Source organism: Dactylosporangium sp. NPDC051484, assembly GCF_040689395.1.
Lineage (GTDB): Bacteria > Actinomycetota > Actinomycetes > Mycobacteriales > Micromonosporaceae > Dactylosporangium.
Map to the genome: position 1 here is coordinate 593252 of NZ_JBFAZX010000001.1, position 16225 is coordinate 609476.

The following is a 16225-nucleotide window of genomic DNA, read 5'->3' on the forward strand; positions in this document are numbered from 1 at the left end:
GTCCTCTACCGCTATCGTGAGCCGGTCCAGCGGGCCAGGGGTCGGTTTGCCAAGCTCAAACCCCCTTTTCTGCCCGTTAGGCGATCTTTGCGGCATACCCCCGGAAGGAAACGCATGTCTGATCAGTACCCGCCGCCCGGCAGCTATCCGCCTCCAGGTGGCGGGGGTTACCCGCCGCCGGGTGGTGACCAGCCCCCGGCGTACGGTGCGCCGGCTTCCGGCTCTCCTTACGGTGCGCCGGCTTCCGGCTCGCCTTACGGTCCGCCGACGTCCGGCTCGCCCTACGGTGCGCCGGCGTCGGGCTCGCCCTACGACCAGCCCCCGGCGTACGGCGCGCCCGGCGCTCCGTTCGGCGCCCCGCCGCCGCCTCCGAAGAAGAGCAGCGCCGGCAAGATCATCCTGATCATCCTCGGCGTCATCCTGGTCCTGGTGCTGGTGTGCTGCGGCGGCATCTTCCTGTTCGCCAAGGGCACCTGGAACGACATCGTCGACAGCGTCGAGAGCAACTCGGCGAACGCCAAGGTCGGCGACTGCCTCGCTGGCGACGACATCACCAATGAGACCTCGAAGAGCGTCAGCGTGAAGATCGTCAAGTGTGACGACTCGACCGCCAAGTACAAGGTCTTGGGCATCCCGGGCGGTGTGTCGCAGGCCGACGCGCTCGCGAAGGAGACGAAGGTCTGCGACGCCTACCCGGACACCCAGTACGTCGTCTGGCAGGGCCCCGACGTCAGCAGCGGCGACGCCCTCTGCCTGGAAGACGCGAAGTAGTCCAGCAGCACCTCGCGAGGCGGTCCGCTCCGGGCGGGCCGCCTTTTGCGTGCCCGGGTGTTCCGCGCTTGATACTACTGTGCATTGCGTACTACTCTGCTTGCCGTGGACACCACCCAGCTGCTGAAGGGGGTGCTCGACCTCGCCGTCCTCGCCGTGCTGCGGGACGAGGACGGTTATGGGTACGACATCCTGCGCCGACTGCGCTCGGCGGGCCTCGACGACGTCGGTGACGCGTCGGTCTACGGCACCCTCCGCCGGCTGTTCCAGGCCGGGGCGCTCACGACCTACGTGGTGCCGAGCGAGTCCGGCCCGCACCGCAAGTACTACGCGCTCAACGCCGCCGGCCGGGCCCAGCTCGCCGAGTCCGGCAAGGTCTGGCGCGGCTTCGCGCAGACGATGAACCAGCTCATCGGGGAGGGCACATGACCGGCCCGGAGCGAAGCGGAGGGGCCGGTCATCGGCTGGCTCAGGTTTCAGTCAGGCCGGGGCCGGAGCGAAGCGGAGGTTTCGGCATGACCGGTCCGGAGCGCAGCGGAGGGGCCGGCCCTCGCCGGGTTCCAACAGCAACCTTCTCAGAAGGCCCTGTCAGAAGGATGGTGCCCTAGTGACCGCGCCGATCAGCAGCAGCCTGGAGATCGACTACTACCTGGAGCGGGTCGGGGCCGAGCTCGCCGACCTGCCGCCGGACGTGCGCGACGACCTGATGGAGGACCTGCCGGCGCACTTCGCCGAGGTCCTGGAGGAGCGGGGCGGGCCGCTGGTCGAGCGGCTCGGGCCGCCGGCCGCCTACGCCGCCGAGCTGCGCGCCGCGGCCGGTCTCGACGCGGCGGCCCGGCCGAAGGATGGCCGGGCGGACCTGGGGCGCGTCCTGGAGCGCGTCACAGCCCGGCTCCGGGTCGTCGACGGGCGCGCCGGCCGGCTCATCGGCTACGAGCGGGCCACCGACTTCCTGCGGCTGCTGCGCCCGGCGTGGTGGATCGCCCGCGGGGTGAGCCTGGTGGCCCTGATCTTCGCGCTCGACATCATCCCCAGCGATCGCTTCGACGACCCCCTCGGCTGGTTCCTCGTCGCGGTCGCCGTGGTGATCTCCGTCCGCGTCGGCGCCACCGGCCGCCCGCGCATGCCCCGCTGGGCCGGCTACGCCCTCACCGGGCTGGCCGCGATCGGGGGCCTGGCGCTCCTCGTCAATGCGACCAACGGGGGCCAGTACTCCTCGAGCCCCGGCATGTACAGCCCGTACTCGCACGTCACCGATGTCTACCCGGTCGATCTGAACGGGCGACCGATCGAGGGCGTCACGCTCCTCGACCAGAACGGCGACCCGATCGTCCTCGGCGACCCGTGGCGGTGCGCGACCAACGACCAGCCGCCCCAAGATCCGCCGACCTACCCGATGTGCGTGCGGCCCCGGGCGGAGCCGACCGCGACGCCGTCGCCATCCCCGTCGGCCTCCCCGTCCGCATCCCTGTCCGCATCCCCGTCCGACTTGTTGTCGGCTTCGCCGTCGGCCTCCGCGTCCAGCTAACCTTCGGCGGGTGGAGGACGCCCGCGATGCCTTGGACCGCCTCGACGCGGAGATCACCCAGTGCCGCCGCTGCCCCCGCCTGGTCGCCTGGCGGGAAGAGGTCGCCGCGACGAAGCGAGCGGCGTTCCGCGACGAGGAGTACTGGGGGCGTCCGGTGCCCGGCTTCGGCCCGCACCGGGCGCCCATCGCCATCCTCGGCCTCGCCCCGGCCGCCCACGGCGGCAACCGCACCGGCCGGATCTTCACCGGCGACCGCTCCGGCGATGTGCTCTTCGCCGCCCTGCACCGCGCCGGCCTGGCCAGCCAGCCCACCAGCACGTCGCGTGACGACGGGTTGACGCTCACCGCGACGAGAATCTTCGCGGCCGTGCGGTGCGCGCCGCCGGAGAACAAGCCCACCCCGCTCGAGCGCGACACCTGTGCGCCGTTCCTGCATCGCGAGATGCGCGAGATCGCCCCCGACCTGCGGGTCGTCGTCGCCCTGGGTGCGTTCGCGTGGGCCGCCTTCTGGCCCGCGCTTCGCGCCGTCTACGGTGTAGCACCAGCGCGGAAGGTTCCGTTCGGTCACGGCGCCCTGTGGCGGATCGATGGCGCTCCCGCGTTGCTCGGTTGTTACCACGTGAGCCAGCAGAACACCTTTACCGGTCGGCTCACGCCGGGAATGCTGGACGAGATTTTTGCCCGAGCGAAGCAGCTCGCCGGGCTCACATAGAGCGACGGGATGCCCTCGACATCATGGACCGCACCCTCAACCGCTGGTTGCCGGTGCTGGGCGTCGTTGCCGTGCTCGCGGTCGCGGCCCTCGCGGCGTCGATGTCCTCCCCCGAGATCACCAACGTGCCGGTCCCGCCGACGAACACGGCCCAGCCTTCGCCGTCGGTGCGGACCACGCAGATCGACCTGGACACGGGCCAGCCGAGCACCGGCGCGCCCGGGACGGGCGAGCTGCCGGCCTGGCTGACGTATGTGGCCGTGTCCCTGTGCGTGGTGCTGGTCGCGGTTCTCGTCGGCAGCCTGGTGTGGTATCTGCTGCGCCACCGCGCACCGAAGCGGCCGCCGCGGCTGTTCGTCGAGCCGGAGCAGCCCAAGCCGATGGCGGCCGGCGACGCCGGTGAGGAGGTCATGGCCGCGGTCGAGGCCGGCCTGGTCGACCTCTCCGACACCGACATCGACCCGCGGCGGGCCGTGATCGCGTGCTGGGTGCGGCTGGAGCGCGCCGCCGCCGCGGCCGGCACCCCGCGCCTGGTCGGCGACAGCCCGACCGAGCTGGTCACCCGGCTGCTGGCCGCCCACCAGGTGAGCCGCCCGACGCTGGAGGGATTCGCCGAGGTGTACCGCGAGGCTCGCTACGCCACCCACCCGGTCGGCGAGCGCTCGCGCCAGGACGCGATCGACGCCCTGCGGCAGATCCGCGCCGAGCTGTCCGGCATCGGCCGGGCCGTGCCCGGGGGTGTGCCCGATGCCTCGTGAGCAGGAGCGGGTGGTCGGCCTCGAAGAGCTGTTCGAGGGCGGCCGGGCGGCCCAGCGCCGCGACTCGCGCCCGGTGCGCCGCCCGTCGCGGCCGTTCGACACGCGCTGGTGGGTGCGCCGGCTCTTCGTCGCCGTCGCGCTGAGCACCGTCGGCTGGTTCGTGCTCTGGATGGCCGATTACGTGGTCTCGTACCCCCTGGTGTTGCTGTCCATCGTGGCCATCCAGGTGATGCGCCAGGTGCTGGCACAGGTGCACGCCGACGAGTTGCCCGCCGCGGTGACCGGCATCGGCCTGGAGCCCGTCCGCGAGCCGCCGGAGCGGGGTGACCGCCCGGCCCGCCGCGAGCTGCGCACCGCGATCCCGGCCGGCGACGGCATCCGGCTCGCCGTGGCCAAGTGGGACGACCGTTTCGTGTGGGGCGAGCGCGACCCGGGGCGGTTCGCGGCCGTCCTTATTCCACGCTTCGCCGACATCGTCGACGCCCGGCTGCGCCAGCGCCACGGCATCACCCTGGCCGGCGCCCCCGAACAGGCCCGCCGGCTCGTCGGCGAGGAGCTCTGGCAGCTACTGCACTACACACCGTCCCGGGTGCCCAGCCCGCAGGACATAGCATCGATCGTCGCGAAGGTGGAGGCGCTATGAAGACGCTCGCACCGGCCGAGGTGGGCCGGATCGCCAAGGTGGTCCTGGACCAGGTCGGCACGGTGGTCGTCGGCAAGCGCGACTCGCTCGAGCTGGTCCTGGCCGGGATCCTGGCCGGCGGCCACGTGCTGCTGGAAGACCTGCCGGGCCTGGGCAAGACGCTGACCGCGCGCTCGTTCGCCCAGGCGCTCGGCATCAGCTTCCGCCGCCTGCAGTTCACCCCCGACCTGCTGCCCGCCGACGTGACCGGGTCGTTCCTCTACGACCAGCGCAACCACGAGTTCACGTTCCGGGCCGGCCCGGTCTTCACCAACCTGCTGCTCGCCGACGAGATCAACCGCACGCCGCCGAAGACGCAGTCGGCGCTGCTGGAGGCGATGCAGGAGCGCCAGGTGTCGGTCGAGGGCGCCACCTACCGGCTCGACTCGCCGTTCCACGTGCTGGCCACCGCCAACCCGATCGAGTACGAGGGCACGTATCCGCTGCCCGAGGCCCAGCTGGACCGCTTCCTGCTGCGTGTGTCGTTCGGCTATCCGGAGGCCGACGAGGAATGGGACGTGCTGCGGCGGCGGATGGCCCGCCGGCAGGAGGAGGCCAACCTCGAGGCGGTCGTCGACTCCGAGACGCTGCTGGCCATGCAGAACGCGCTCGAGGAGGTCATGGTCGAGGACTCGATCGGGCGGTACATCGTCTCGCTCACCGCCGCCACCCGCGTCCACCCGCACGTGCTGGTCGGCGCCTCGCCCCGCGGCTCGCTCGCGCTGCTGCTGCTCGCCCGGGCCTCCGCCGCGCTCAGCGGCCGCGACTACGTGGTGCCGGAGGACGTCAAGGCGGTCGCCGTCCCGGCCCTGGCGCACCGCATCTCGCTGCGCCCGGAGATGTGGCTCAAGCGCATCGACCCGCGCTCGGTCGTCGGTGAGGTGCTCGCCGAGACGCCCGCGCCGGCGAGCGGCGCGCTGCCGACCTACGACGGAAGGCGTGGCTGAGCCCTATGGCTGAGCGCGGCGCACCCCGGTCCCACGCCCAGGCCTTCGAGCCGACCCGGGCGCTGGGCCGGGCGGTGCTGGTCGCCGGAGTGCTCGTCTTCGTCGCCGTGCTCACGGGCCGCTTCGACCTCGTCGTGCTCGCCGCGCCCTTCGCCATCGGCACTGCGGTCTCGCTGGTGCGCCGGCCGCAGCGGGTGCCGACGATGGAGGTGAGCGCGGCCGAGCCGTTCCTGGTCGAGGGCAACGACCTCGGTGTGACGATCAACCTGGGCAACCCCAACCCGTCCGGCTTCGACCTGGTCGTGGTCCGGGCGGTGGTACCACGATGGGTCCGCCTGGTGCACAGCGACCGCCCGTACGCGGTCAACGTCGAGGGCGGCACCATCGCCGGCGTCGAGCTCGAGGGCCGGGTGCTGCGCTGGGGCCGCCACCCGCTGGGCCCGATGATCGCGCACGCCGTCGCCGCCGACGGGCTGCTCATCAGCCGCGCCGTGACGACACCGCCGCTGCCGCTCAAGGCCTACCCGGCGACCGAGCACTTTGACGCCGCCGAGGTGATGCCTCGCGCGGCCGGCCACGTCGGCGGCCACCGCTCCCGGCGCACCGGCGAGGGCGGCGAGCTCGCGGGCGTGCGCCGCTTCGGCCCCGGCGACCGGCTGCGCCGCATCGACTGGCGGGTGTCGCTGCGCACCCGCGAGATCCATGTGGTGAGCACGCTGTCCGACCGCGATGCCGAGGTCGTGGTGCTGCTCGACGCGCTGCACGAGGCCGGGCGCTCCGACGGCATCGACGGGAAGGCCTCGGTCCTCGACATCACCGTGCGCGCCGCGGCCGGCATCGCCGAGCACTACCTGCACCGGGGCGACCGGGTGGCGCTGCTGCAGTACGGCGGCACCGTGCGCCACCTGCGCGCGGCGAGCGGCAGGCGGCACTACATGACGGCGCTGGAGTTCCTGCTGGACGTTGCCGCCGGCGGGCACGACGACGAGCCGCCGCCGTCGACGTTCGGGCCGCACATGGTCCAGGCCAACGCGCTGGTGATGGTGCTCACGCCGCTGCTGGACGTGCGGTCGGCGGCGATGCTGGCCAACCTGGCCCGCGCCGGAAGGTTCGTCGTCGCCGTCGACACCCTCGCCGATCCGGTACAGCGGGTCCGCGTGACGGGCAAGTGGGGCGAGGTGGCGCAGCGCATGTGGCGGCTGGAGCGCGAGGCGATCATCGACCAGCTGCGCGAGCACGGCGTCCCGGTCGTGGCCTGGGGCGGTGCGGGGAGCCTCGACGAGGTGCTGCAGGGCGTGGCCCGCGTGGCGATCGGGCGGACGGTGACGACGTGATGGACGAGCTACGGGAGTACCTCACCGGCCGGGTCGGCCGCGCACGGGACATGGCCGGGCGCGCCGCGGCAGGGCCGCTGCTGGTCCGCCTCGGCGTTGCCGTGCTCGCCACGCTGAGCATGGTGCTCGGGTTCCCGGACGCGGTGATGCGCAATCTCGTCGCGATCGCGGTGGCCGGGGTCGTCGCGCTGCTGCCGGCCGTGTTCCCGCGCACCCGCATGGTCGGCCTGGCGATCTTCGCGTGCGCCTTCGGCTGGCTGATCGGCACCATCGTCTACGGCGAGCCGATCTCCGTGGTCCGGCTCGTCGCGCTGTCGTCCGCGCTGTATCTCATGCACTCCCTTGCCGCCCTGGCCGCGGTCCTGCCGTACGACGCGGTGCTCTCCCCGGGCGTGCTGGCCGGGTGGCTTCTGCGCGCCGGTGGCATCGTCGCGGTCAGCGCGATCGTGAGCGTGGCGCTCCTGGTCGTGGTCAAGCTGACGATCGGTCCTGTGTTCCTCGTCGCATCGCTCGTCGGTGTGCTCACGGTCGCCTGGCTCGTGTACCTGATCGCCCGCCGGGCCTGATGCCTTATGCCCGGACGACGGCCAGGTGACGGGTCATATCGACCGGTGTCGGTTCGCTGTGTTGGTCGTTACAGCCCGGGTAACGCCGGTTACATGTCTGTGGCCCGAGCGGCCGTGGGGCGGTTGCGTCGCTAGCGTTGAGTTGTGGCCGCAAAGCGAATCCTGATCGTCGGTGCCGGGCACGTCGGGCTCTACGCCGCCCTGCGCCTGTCGAAGAAGCTCAAGCTGCACGAGGCTGAGGTCACCGTGGTCGACCCTCAGCCGCACATGACCTACCAGCCGTTCCTGCCCGAGTCGGCGGCCGGCAACATCTCGCCCCGGCACAGCGTCGTTCCGCTGCGCCGCGAGCTCAAGCGCTGTCACGTGCTGTCCGGCACGGTGACCAGGATCGAGCACGTGCGGAAGGTGGCGATCGTTCAACCGATCGTCGGGCCGGCCCGCGAGGTGCCGTATGACCACATCGTCGTGGCGCCCGGCTCGGTCTCGCGCACACTGCCGATCCCGGGCCTGCGCGAGCAGGCCGTCGGCTTCAAGACCATCGGCGAGGCGGTGTTCCTGCGCAACAGCGTGCTCGACCGGCTCGACGTCGCGGCGACCACCACCGACCCGGCCACGCGCCGGCGCGCCCTGGCGTTCGTGTTCGTCGGCGGCGGCTACGCCGGCGTCGAGGCCCTGGCCGAGATGGAGGACATGGTCCGCGGGGCGCTGCGCTACTACCCGGAGGTCCCGCAGGAGGAGGTCCGGTTCGTCCTCGTCGAGGCGGCCAACCGCATCCTGCCCGAGGTCGGCGCGGAGATGGGCGCCTACACCGCGGTCGAGCTGACCCGCCGCGGCATCGACATCCGGCTCGGCACGCGGCTCGAGTCGTGCGTCGACGGACTCGTCAAGCTCTCCGACGGTGAGGCCTTCGAGGCCGACACCATCGTGTGGACCGCCGGCGTCAAGCCGCACCCGATGCTCGAGGACACCGACCTGCCGCGCAACCCGCGCGGCGCGATCACCTGCAAGCCGACGCTGCAGGTCGTGGACGCCGAGGGCAACGTGGTCGAGGGCGCGTGGAGCGCGGGGGACTGCGCTGCGGTACCGGACCTGACCGCCGAGGACCCCGGTGCGCTGTGCTCGCCGAGCGCGCAGCACGCCGTGCGGCAGGCGTCCCAGCTCGCCGACAACATCGCGGCGGTCGTGCGCGGGCGGCAGCCGGTCGACTACCGGCACAAGCACGTCGGCTCGGTGGCCGGGCTCGGGCTCTACAAGGGCGCCGCCCGGGTGTATGGCATCAAGGTGCGCGGCCTGCCGGCGTGGTTCATGCACCGTACGTACCACCTCAGCCGGATCCCCACACTGAACCGCAAGATCCGGGTGCTCGTCGACTGGACGCTGCAGCTGGTGCTGCGCCGCGAGGTCGTCGCGCTCGGCTCGCTGCATGATCCGCGCGAGGCGTTCACCGAGGTCGCGGTGCCGATCCCGCTGCCGGTCGGCCGCCCGAGCGGCTCGGGCCGCAAGGCCGCCTAGAGCTGCGGCACGTCGGGGCTTCGCCCGTCTTTCAGGCGCGGTGCGGCCCAGGGGTGGGCGCTCGCCCGCCCCGAGCAGGGCGTCGAGGGTGCTTCGCGGCACCTCGGCGCCCGGCTGGCCGTCGGCGTGCACGGCCTGCGTCAGCACGAACGCGAGCAGCGGTATCGCAGGTCACCGGGGCCTGGGCAGCGCTGGCAACAGGAACGCGGCCGCGTCCCTAGTCCATGGGCGCCGCGGGCGCATCGGCGGACCGGCCGGTGTTGCATGCTCGACCGGAGCAGTCTCCTCCTCGTCGGTCTGCCGGGCTCTGGTCACCCGGATGACAGTAACGGCCGTCCCCTTGTCGGTGTTGATGGTTCGCCGGACGGGCTACCGTGAGACGCGTTTCCACGCCCGGGTGGTGGAACGGCAGACACGGCCGCCTTAAAAGCGGCTGCCGCGAGGCGTGCGGGTTCGAACCCCGCCCCGGGCACGATTTTGGCATTTTCGGGCCGACCGTCACGTTGCACTGTACGGTCGGCGTTTCCAACGCGCCCATACGCGGTACCCTGGTCGTACACGTGAATGCGACGCCCATGGAGGCCGATCGTGCAGAGTTCCAACCCGGTGCTCACCCGCCTTGGCGAGGCGGCTCGGGCATCCCGGTATGAGACCGGGTATGGCCCCGGCTACCCCGGTGAGCAGACCCCGTCACGCGTCATGTCCATGGACGACGTCGTCGTCCGCACGGTGGCGCTGCTCGCCGTCACCGGCGTCGTCGGCGCCGCCGCCTGGGCGCTGCTGCCGGCCAGCAGCGGCGTGACCTACTTCGCCGCCTTCATGGCGGGCATCGCCGGGCTCGTCCTCGGCCTGGTCATCTCGTTCCGCCGGGTCACCAGCCCGGCCGTGATCATTCCCTACGCGGCCCTGCAGGGTGTCGCGCTCGGCGTGATCAGCCGTGCCTTCGAGAGCTGGTATTCCGGCATCGTCATCCAGGCGGTGATCGCGACCTTCGGCATCTTCGCCGTCATGGCGGCGCTCTACAAGCTCAAGGTGTTGCGGGCCACGCCCAAGTTCACGAAGTTCGTCATCGGCGCCCTGATCGGCGTCGTGGTGCTGAGCCTCGCCAACTGGCTGTTCGCCATGTTCGGGCTCAACCTGGGCCTGCGGGAGTACAGCGTCAACGGCCAGGTGGGCTGGCTGCCGATCGTGTTCAGCCTCGTGGTGATCGGCGTCGGCGCGCTGACGTTCATCCTCGACTTCGACGCCATCGAGCAGGGCATGCGCCACGGGCTGCCGGAGAAGTACGCGTGGTATTGCGCGTTCGGCATCCTGGTGGGCCTGATCTTCCTGTACTACGAGATCCTGCGCCTGCTGAGCTACCTGCGACGCTGATGCCCGACGAAGATCAGCTCGGTGCTGCCGTGCGCAAGCTGGTCGGCCGGGTCTCACACTGGACGCCGCCCCGGTGGGCGGCGTCCGGCTGGCCGGGGGCGAGCCGGGCGGCACTCATGCACGACCTCGTCCAGTGGATGGCCGACCGGTGCGCCGAGGCGGAGGGGCGCCCGGTGCTTCCGGTGCCCCGCCTCGACAACGACTTGGCCCTGCCCGATCAGCTTCAGGTGGTCGCGGCGGATCTGCGCCGCTTCGCGCCGCCGGCGGTGCGGGCCGACGCCGCGGAGCGCGTCAACGCTCTCCGCGGCGCCCTCGAGTAGTCCTGCGGCGCCTTCGCGTGGCCCTGCCGCGCTCGCGCGATGCTGATGCTTTCGTGCGGTGCCGCCCGGTTCAGGTCAGATGCGTCAGCAGGTCCTGGCGGGTGAGGACGCCGGCCGGCTTGCCGTCGATCAGCACCACGGCGGCGTCGGCCTTCTCCAGGAGGGCCACCGCCTCGCTCACCGGCTGCCCGCCGCCGATCATCGGCAGCGGCGCCGACATGTGGCGCTCGACGATGTCGTGCAGGTGGGCCTGGCCGGAGAACAGCGCGTCGAGCAGGTCGCGCTCCGCGATCGAGCCCGCGATCTCGCCGGTGACGACGGGCGGCTCGGCCTTGAGCACCGGCAGCTGGGACACGCCGTATTCGCGCATGTAGTCGATCGCGTCGCGGACCGTCTCGTTCGGGTGGATGTGCACCATGCCCGGGATCTGGCCGTCCTTGCCGGTCAGCACGTCGGCGACGGTCGGCGTCTCGGCGGCGGTGCGCAGGAAGCCGTAGCGGGCCATCCAGGTGTCGTTGAAGATCTTGGAGAGGTATCCCCGGCCGCCGTCCGGCAGCAGGACCACCACGACGGCTTCGGGGCCGGCCTCGCGGGCCACCTTCAGCGCGGCGGCCACGGCCATGCCGCACGAGCCGCCGACGAGCAGTCCCTCCTCGCGCGCCAGGCGGCGGGTGAGCTCGAACGACTCCTTGTCGGAGACCTCGACGATCTCGTCGCAGATGTCCCGGTCATACGTGGTCGGCCAGAAGTCCTCGCCCACGCCCTCGACGAGGTAAGGCCGGCCGGTGCCGCCCGAATACACTGATCCCTCCGGGTCGGCGCCGATGATGCGCACGCGGCCCGCGGAGGCCTCCTTGAGGTACTTCCCGACGCCGGAGATCGTGCCGCCGGTGCCGACGCCCGCGACGAAGTGGGTGACCTGGCCCTCGGTCTGCTGCCACACCTCGGGGCCGGTGGTCTCGTAGTGGGAGCGGGGGTTCGCCGCGTTGGCGTACTGATCGGGCTTCCAGGCGCCGGGGATCTCCCGGGCCAGGCGGTCGGAGACGTTGTAATACGAGCGCGGGTCCTCCGGGGCGACGGCGGTCGGGCAGACCACGACGTCGGCGCCGTAGGCGCGCAGCACGTTCTGCTTGTCCTCGCTCACCTTGTCGGGGCACACGAAGACGCAGCGATACCCCTTGAGCTGGGCGACCAGCGCCAGACCCACGCCGGTGTTGCCGGAGGTCGGCTCGACGATCGTGCCGCCCGCCTGCAGCAGGCCGGCCTTCTCCGCCTCTTCGACCATGCGCAGCGCGATGCGGTCCTTCACGCTGCCGCCCGGGTTGAGATATTCCACCTTCGCCAGGACGGTGGCGGAGATGCCGGCGGTGACGTTGCGGAGCCGAACCAGGGGCGTGTTGCCCACCAACTCGACGACGTTGTCGTAGTAGCGCACGTCGCCAGCCTATCGGGAGCGGCCGGGCTGCCCGACGACGTCTCCCTGCACGACGTTGTCGCGCAGCTTCTCCCACTCCAGGAAGCGCTCCAGCTCGTCCATGAGCGCGCCGGCGAAGTATCCGGCCACGGCCAGGTCGTCCACCAGGCCGAAGACCAGCAGGAACGCCTCGGGGACGGCGTCGATCGGGGAAATGATGTAGACGCCGGCCGCGGCGAGCATCAACAGGCGCGACCCGCCGTCGTACTCGCGCTTCAGGGTTGCCTTGATCATGCGAGGCAGCGCGCCCAGCCGCCGGCCGAGGCCGGGCGTGTCTGGCCGGAACACCCGCAGTAGTGCAGTCCATGCCATCCGCCGTCGCAGCGTGCTGTCCGCCATGGTGACCGCCCTCTCTCCCTTGGCTATGAATGTAACGGTGTCGGTCACCATGCGCCGGGGTAAGAATGACGACATGGATCTCGATGAGGCCCGGGCCGTGATCGCCGAGCAGCACCAGGCAGTGCTGGCCACCCGGCGCGCCGACGGCGGCGTGCAGATGTCGCCGGTGCTGGCCGTGGTGGATGCCGACGGGCGGGTGGTGATCAGCAGCAGGGAGCCCGCGTTCAAGGTGCGCAACCTGCGGCGGGACCCCTGGGCGGCGCTGTGCGTGCTGCCGGACGGTTTCTTCGGCCGCTGGATTCAGGTGGAGGGCGAGGCCGAGATCGTGCCGCCGCCGCGGAGCGTGGAGGGTCTGGTCGACTACTACCGGAGGGCAACCGGAGGGGAGCATCCCGACTGGGACGACTACCGGGCCGCCATGCTGCGGGACCAGCGGGTGCTGATCCGTGTCGCGTTGACCCGGGCGGGCCCCGATCGGTCGGGATGAGGACCATCGGGATCAGGACGAATAGCGTCGAATACTTGGAGGGCGGAGGTTAGCCTCGGGTTCGCGAGGGCCTAGGGCATGGAAGGGCGGGGGCGGTGAAACTGCAGTCGGAGCGGGCGCGGCGGATTGCCACAGCGGCGGTGGTCAGTGGCGGGGGTGTCGCAGGTGCGAGTGCGTTGTTCTACGGGCTGGTGCTCGGGCAGGCGCTGATCGCGCGCAAGACGATTCCGCAGGCGGTCAGCCCGCCGCCGCGCGCGGACGGGCTCTATGGCGCGCACTTCGGCGGCGAGCCGATTCGCCTGGTGGTCCTCGGCGACTCCTCGGCCGCGGGATACGGCGCGGAGCGCCCCAGCGAGACGTTCGCCGCGGCGGTCGCGGCCGGCCTCGCCGAGCAGCGGCAGCAGCCGGTCCAGATGCGCTGTGTGGCCGTCGTCGGCTCGGAGTCGAAGGGCCTTCCGCCGCAGGTCGAGGTGGCCTTGCGCCAGAAGCCCGACATTGCCGTCATCTGCGTCGGCGGTAACGACGTGACGCACCGCGTCCAGGTGCGGACCGCGGTGCGCCATCTCGTCAACGCGGTGCGCGCGCTGCGCGCGGCCGGCGTCGAGGTGGTCGTCGGCACCTGCCCCGACCTGGGCACGATCCGGCCGATCCAGCCGCCGCTGCGCTGGCTGGCCCGGCGGTGGAGCCGGCAGATGGCGACCGCGCAGACGATCGCCGTGGTCGAGGCGGGCGGCCGCACGGTGTCGCTCGGCGACCTGCTGGGGGAGCTGTTCTACGCCGAGCCCGACCGCATGTTCAGCTTCGACCGGTTCCACCCCTCCGGCGCCGGCTACCTCGCCGCCGCCCAGGCCGTGCTGCCGACCGTCGTCGCCGCCCTGACCGAGCCAGCGGAGGCCGCGGCGCTGAGCGCCGGCGAGGGCGTGCGCGCGCTGCCGCAGGCCGCGGCGGAGGCCGCCCACCGGCCCGGCACCGAGGTCAGCGCCGTGCAGGTGGCGGGCCGCGACCGCGGTCCGGCGGGCCGCTGGGCGCAGCTGCGGCACCGGGTGTGGCACCGCCTGCCGCAGCAGGACGCGCCTGGTCTGGATCGGTCGGCGCGAAGCCTCACCGAGCCAGACTTGGCGCAGCGCACCCCCGACCGCGCGGCGGAGGCGGCATGACGACGCCGGCCTTTCCGCGTCGGGCGCGGCCTGCGAATTCGCCGGTTACTCTCGTATTTCGTCCGGTCATGCCCCTGACCCGCCCGGAACGGAGGTGACGGCGTGCGCCTCGTCAAGCGCCTCGCCAAGGTCGCTACGGTGACCGTGATCGCCGGCACTGTAGGTGGGGCCGCGGTGCTCGCCGCGCAGGCGGTCACCGCCCGCACCCGCAACTACGCCAAGCCCGACATGCGCCTGGCGATGCGCTCGTCGATCGGCGCCGCCGGCAAGCCCCCCATGCGACTGGTCCTGCTCGGCGACGCCTCCGCGCTCGGCGTCGGCGTCGACCGCGTGGCCGACACCGTGGGCGGCCAGCTCGCCGCCCTGCTGGCGGAGGGCTCCGCGGGTCGCCGGGTGGAGCTGTCCAGCGTCGCCGTGGCCGGCTCTCGCTCCAGCGATCTGACCGCGCAGGTGGCCCGGGCGCTGGTCGGCCCGGTGCCCGACGTCGCGCTCGTGCTCGTCGGGACCAACGACGTCACCCACCTCGGCAGGGCCGCCGACGCCGCCGAGCACCTGGGCGCGGCCTGCCGCCGGCTGGGCGAGGCCGGCATCCCCGTGGTCGTCGGCACGTGCCCCGACTTCGGCGTCCTGCGCGCCTTCGCCCCGCCGCTGCGCCAGCTGCTCGGCCTGCGTAGCCGCCGGATGGCGCGCCTGCAGGCCACCGCCGCGGGCGCCGCCGGTGCGGTCGTCGTGGACCTCGGGGCGCGCACAGGCGCGGTGTTCCGGGCGGACGCGGGCACGCTGTGCCACGACGGGTTCCACCCGTCGGCGGACGGATACCGCGTCTGGGCGCACGCGCTGCTGCCCGCTGTCGAGGAGGCCGGCGCGGTGCGTCGCGGCGTGTAGCCGCTGTGGCTCGCCGTAGCGCCATTCGTTCCTCACGGCGTGTGACAATTCTGGCCAGGGCCGCGCGTTACCCTCCGGTAGATTCGGGGGTATGCCGGAAGCTGTCATCGTTTCCACCGCCCGGTCCCCGATCGGCCGTGCCGCAAAGGGATCGCTGCGCGACCTCCGCCCCGACGATCTCGCCGCCACCATCGTCCGCGCCGCGCTCGACAAGGTCCCCCAGCTCGACCCGCGTGAGATCGAGGATCTCTACCTGGGGTGCGGCCTTCCGGGCGGCGAGCAGGGCTTCAACATGGCCCGCGTGGTGAGCACCCTGCTCGGGTTCGACCACCTGCCGGGCGCGACGACCACGCGATACTGCGCCTCCTCGCTGCAGACCACCCGCATGGCCTTCCACGCCATCAAGGCAGGCGAGGGCGACGTCTTCATCTCGGCCGGCGTCGAGTGCGTCTCCCGATACGCCCGCGGCAACTCCGACGCCCTGCCCGCCGAGGCGCAGGCCGCGGTCGGTGGGCCGTGGCAGAATCCGGCCTTCGCCGACGCGTACGCCCGCACCACCAAGCGAGCCGAGGGCGGCGCCGAGACGTGGCGCGACCCGCGCGAGGACGGCGCACTGCCGGACATCTACATCGCGATGGGCCAGACCGCCGAGAACCTCGCCGAGATCGAGGGCGTGACGCGGCAGGACATGGACGAGTTCGGCGTACGGTCGCAGAACCTGGCCGAGGAGGCCATCAACAGCGGCTTCTGGGCCCGCGAGATCACCCCGGTCACCACCCCGTCGGGCGACGTGGTGTCGGCCGACGACGGGCCGCGCCCGGGCGTGACCTATGAGGCGGTGGCTGCCCTCAAGCCGGTGTTCCGCCCCGACGGGCTCGTCACCGCCGGTAACTGCTGCCCGCTCAACGACGGCGCCGCCGCGGTTGTGATCATGAGCGACACCCGGGCCCGCGAGCTCGGCATCACCCCGCTGGCCCGCATCGTCTCCACCGGCGTCACCGCGATGTCCCCGGAGATCATGGGCATCGGCCCGGTCGAGGCGTCGCGCAGCGCGCTCGCGCGGGCCGGCATGACCATCGACGACGTGGACCTGGTCGAGATCAACGAGGCGTTCGCCGCGCAGGTCATCCCGTCGTACCGCCGGCTGGGCGTGCCTCTGGAGAAGCTCAACGTCAACGGCGGCGCGATCGCGGTCGGCCACCCCTTCGGCATGACCGGTGCCCGCATCACCGGCACGCTGATCAACTCGCTGAGCTGGCACGACAAGTCGATCGGCCTTGAGACGATGTGCGTGGGCGGTGGCCAGGGCATGGCCATGGTCCTGGAGCGACTCTCCTGATCGCACCACGACGAGCCGTAGAGGTCCGGACGCGCTAGCG

18 protein-coding genes and 1 tRNA gene are annotated in these 16225 nt (G+C 72.2%); 17 read left to right on the plus strand and 2 right to left on the minus strand.

From position 1 onward, the window contains the following. The first annotated feature begins 114 nt into the window (after window positions 1–114). From AB0367_RS02925 to AB0367_RS02985, 13 genes are all read left to right on the plus strand, one after another. On the plus strand, window positions 115–771 hold the full coding sequence (locus tag AB0367_RS02925) for a hypothetical protein (protein ID WP_366224437.1): 657 nt from the start codon (window positions 115–117) through the stop codon (window positions 769–771). Between the two features lie 105 nt (window positions 772–876). After that, the gene (locus tag AB0367_RS02930; protein WP_366224438.1) at window positions 877–1200 is read left to right on the plus strand and encodes a PadR family transcriptional regulator; all 324 of its coding nucleotides are present in this window, start codon (window positions 877–879) and stop codon (window positions 1198–1200) included. A gap of 178 nt (window positions 1201–1378) precedes the next feature. After that, the gene (locus AB0367_RS02935) at window positions 1379–2299 is read left to right on the plus strand and encodes a hypothetical protein (protein WP_366224439.1); all 921 of its coding nucleotides are present in this window, start codon (window positions 1379–1381) and stop codon (window positions 2297–2299) included. A 10-nt stretch (window positions 2300–2309) separates the two neighbouring features. After that, complete coding sequence (locus AB0367_RS02940) at window positions 2310–3011, plus strand: uracil-DNA glycosylase (RefSeq protein ID WP_366224440.1); 702 nt, start codon at window positions 2310–2312, stop codon at window positions 3009–3011. A gap of 23 nt (window positions 3012–3034) precedes the next feature. Further along, window positions 3035–3769 (plus strand): DUF4129 domain-containing protein, encoded by a 735-nt coding sequence (locus AB0367_RS02945; RefSeq protein ID WP_366224441.1) that lies wholly within the window; start codon window positions 3035–3037, stop codon window positions 3767–3769. Next, window positions 3759–4412 carry a hypothetical protein gene (locus tag AB0367_RS02950; RefSeq protein WP_366224442.1) on the plus strand — a complete coding sequence of 218 codons (654 nt, stop codon included), beginning with the start codon at window positions 3759–3761 and terminating at the stop codon, window positions 4410–4412. The genes AB0367_RS02945 and AB0367_RS02950 overlap by 11 nt, the downstream gene beginning before the upstream one ends. Next, window positions 4409–5398: a MoxR family ATPase gene (locus AB0367_RS02955; protein ID WP_366224443.1), complete on the plus strand. Its 990-nt coding sequence runs from the start codon at window positions 4409–4411 to the stop codon at window positions 5396–5398. The genes AB0367_RS02950 and AB0367_RS02955 overlap by 4 nt, the downstream gene beginning before the upstream one ends. 5 nt (window positions 5399–5403) lie before the next feature. Continuing rightward, on the plus strand, window positions 5404–6732 hold the full coding sequence (locus AB0367_RS02960; RefSeq protein WP_366224444.1) for a DUF58 domain-containing protein: 1329 nt from the start codon (window positions 5404–5406) through the stop codon (window positions 6730–6732). Beyond that, window positions 6729–7298: a hypothetical protein gene (locus AB0367_RS02965; RefSeq protein ID WP_366224445.1), complete on the plus strand. Its 570-nt coding sequence runs from the start codon at window positions 6729–6731 to the stop codon at window positions 7296–7298. The genes AB0367_RS02960 and AB0367_RS02965 overlap by 4 nt, the downstream gene beginning before the upstream one ends. 144 nt (window positions 7299–7442) lie before the next feature. After that, entirely contained in the window at window positions 7443–8810 is a 1368-nt protein-coding gene (locus AB0367_RS02970; RefSeq protein ID WP_366224446.1) for an NAD(P)/FAD-dependent oxidoreductase, read from the plus strand. Between the two features lie 391 nt (window positions 8811–9201). Further along, window positions 9202–9282, plus strand: a tRNA-Leu gene (locus AB0367_RS02975). Window positions 9283–9398: 116 nt separating this feature from the next. Further along, the gene (locus tag AB0367_RS02980; protein ID WP_366224447.1) at window positions 9399–10184 is read left to right on the plus strand and encodes a Bax inhibitor-1/YccA family protein; all 786 of its coding nucleotides are present in this window, start codon (window positions 9399–9401) and stop codon (window positions 10182–10184) included. Beyond that, window positions 10184–10504 carry a hypothetical protein gene (locus AB0367_RS02985; protein WP_366224448.1) on the plus strand — a complete coding sequence of 107 codons (321 nt, stop codon included), beginning with the start codon at window positions 10184–10186 and terminating at the stop codon, window positions 10502–10504. The genes AB0367_RS02980 and AB0367_RS02985 overlap by 1 nt, the downstream gene beginning before the upstream one ends. A gap of 70 nt (window positions 10505–10574) precedes the next feature. Here the strand turns inward: AB0367_RS02985 and AB0367_RS02990 are convergent, their stop codons facing one another. Both AB0367_RS02990 and AB0367_RS02995 read right to left on the minus strand, forming a co-directional pair. Continuing rightward, entirely contained in the window at window positions 10575–11939 is a 1365-nt protein-coding gene (locus tag AB0367_RS02990) for a cystathionine beta-synthase (RefSeq protein WP_366224449.1), read from the minus strand. Window positions 11940–11948: 9 nt separating this feature from the next. Continuing rightward, on the minus strand, window positions 11949–12290 hold the full coding sequence (locus AB0367_RS02995) for a YkvA family protein (RefSeq protein WP_366224450.1): 342 nt from the start codon (window positions 12288–12290) through the stop codon (window positions 11949–11951). Window positions 12291–12354: 64 nt separating this feature from the next. Between AB0367_RS02995 and AB0367_RS03000 the strand changes: the two genes are divergently transcribed. From AB0367_RS03000 to AB0367_RS03015, 4 genes are all read left to right on the plus strand, one after another. Continuing rightward, on the plus strand, window positions 12355–12804 hold the full coding sequence (locus tag AB0367_RS03000) for a PPOX class F420-dependent oxidoreductase (RefSeq protein WP_366224451.1): 450 nt from the start codon (window positions 12355–12357) through the stop codon (window positions 12802–12804). A 101-nt stretch (window positions 12805–12905) separates the two neighbouring features. Next, entirely contained in the window at window positions 12906–13961 is a 1056-nt protein-coding gene (locus AB0367_RS03005) for an SGNH/GDSL hydrolase family protein (protein ID WP_366224651.1), read from the plus strand. A 102-nt stretch (window positions 13962–14063) separates the two neighbouring features. Further along, on the plus strand, window positions 14064–14846 hold the full coding sequence (locus AB0367_RS03010; protein ID WP_366224452.1) for an SGNH/GDSL hydrolase family protein: 783 nt from the start codon (window positions 14064–14066) through the stop codon (window positions 14844–14846). Window positions 14847–14937: 91 nt separating this feature from the next. Then, a complete protein-coding gene (locus AB0367_RS03015) occupies window positions 14938–16185 on the plus strand; it encodes an acetyl-CoA C-acetyltransferase (RefSeq protein ID WP_366224453.1) in 1248 nt (415 codons plus the stop codon). The last annotated feature ends 40 nt before the right edge of the window (window positions 16186–16225 follow it).

Excerpts from the sequence above, each read along its gene's own strand:
- AB0367_RS02945 (WP_366224441.1), top strand. The coding sequence starts at position 3,035 with ATGGACCGCACCCTCAACCGCTGGTTGCCGGTGCTGGGCGTCGTTGCC.
- AB0367_RS02950 (WP_366224442.1), top strand. The coding sequence starts at position 3,759 with ATGCCTCGTGAGCAGGAGCGGGTGGTCGGCCTCGAAGAGCTGTTCGAG.
- AB0367_RS02985 (WP_366224448.1), top strand. The coding sequence starts at position 10,184 with ATGCCCGACGAAGATCAGCTCGGTGCTGCCGTGCGCAAGCTGGTCGGC.
- AB0367_RS02925 (WP_366224437.1), top strand. The coding sequence starts at position 115 with ATGTCTGATCAGTACCCGCCGCCCGGCAGCTATCCGCCTCCAGGTGGC.
- AB0367_RS03015 (WP_366224453.1), top strand. The coding sequence starts at position 14,938 with ATGCCGGAAGCTGTCATCGTTTCCACCGCCCGGTCCCCGATCGGCCGT.
- AB0367_RS02995 (WP_366224450.1), bottom strand. The coding sequence starts at position 12,290 with ATGGCATGGACTGCACTACTGCGGGTGTTCCGGCCAGACACGCCCGGC.
- AB0367_RS02960 (WP_366224444.1), top strand. The coding sequence starts at position 5,404 with ATGGCTGAGCGCGGCGCACCCCGGTCCCACGCCCAGGCCTTCGAGCCG.
- AB0367_RS02955 (WP_366224443.1), top strand. The coding sequence starts at position 4,409 with ATGAAGACGCTCGCACCGGCCGAGGTGGGCCGGATCGCCAAGGTGGTC.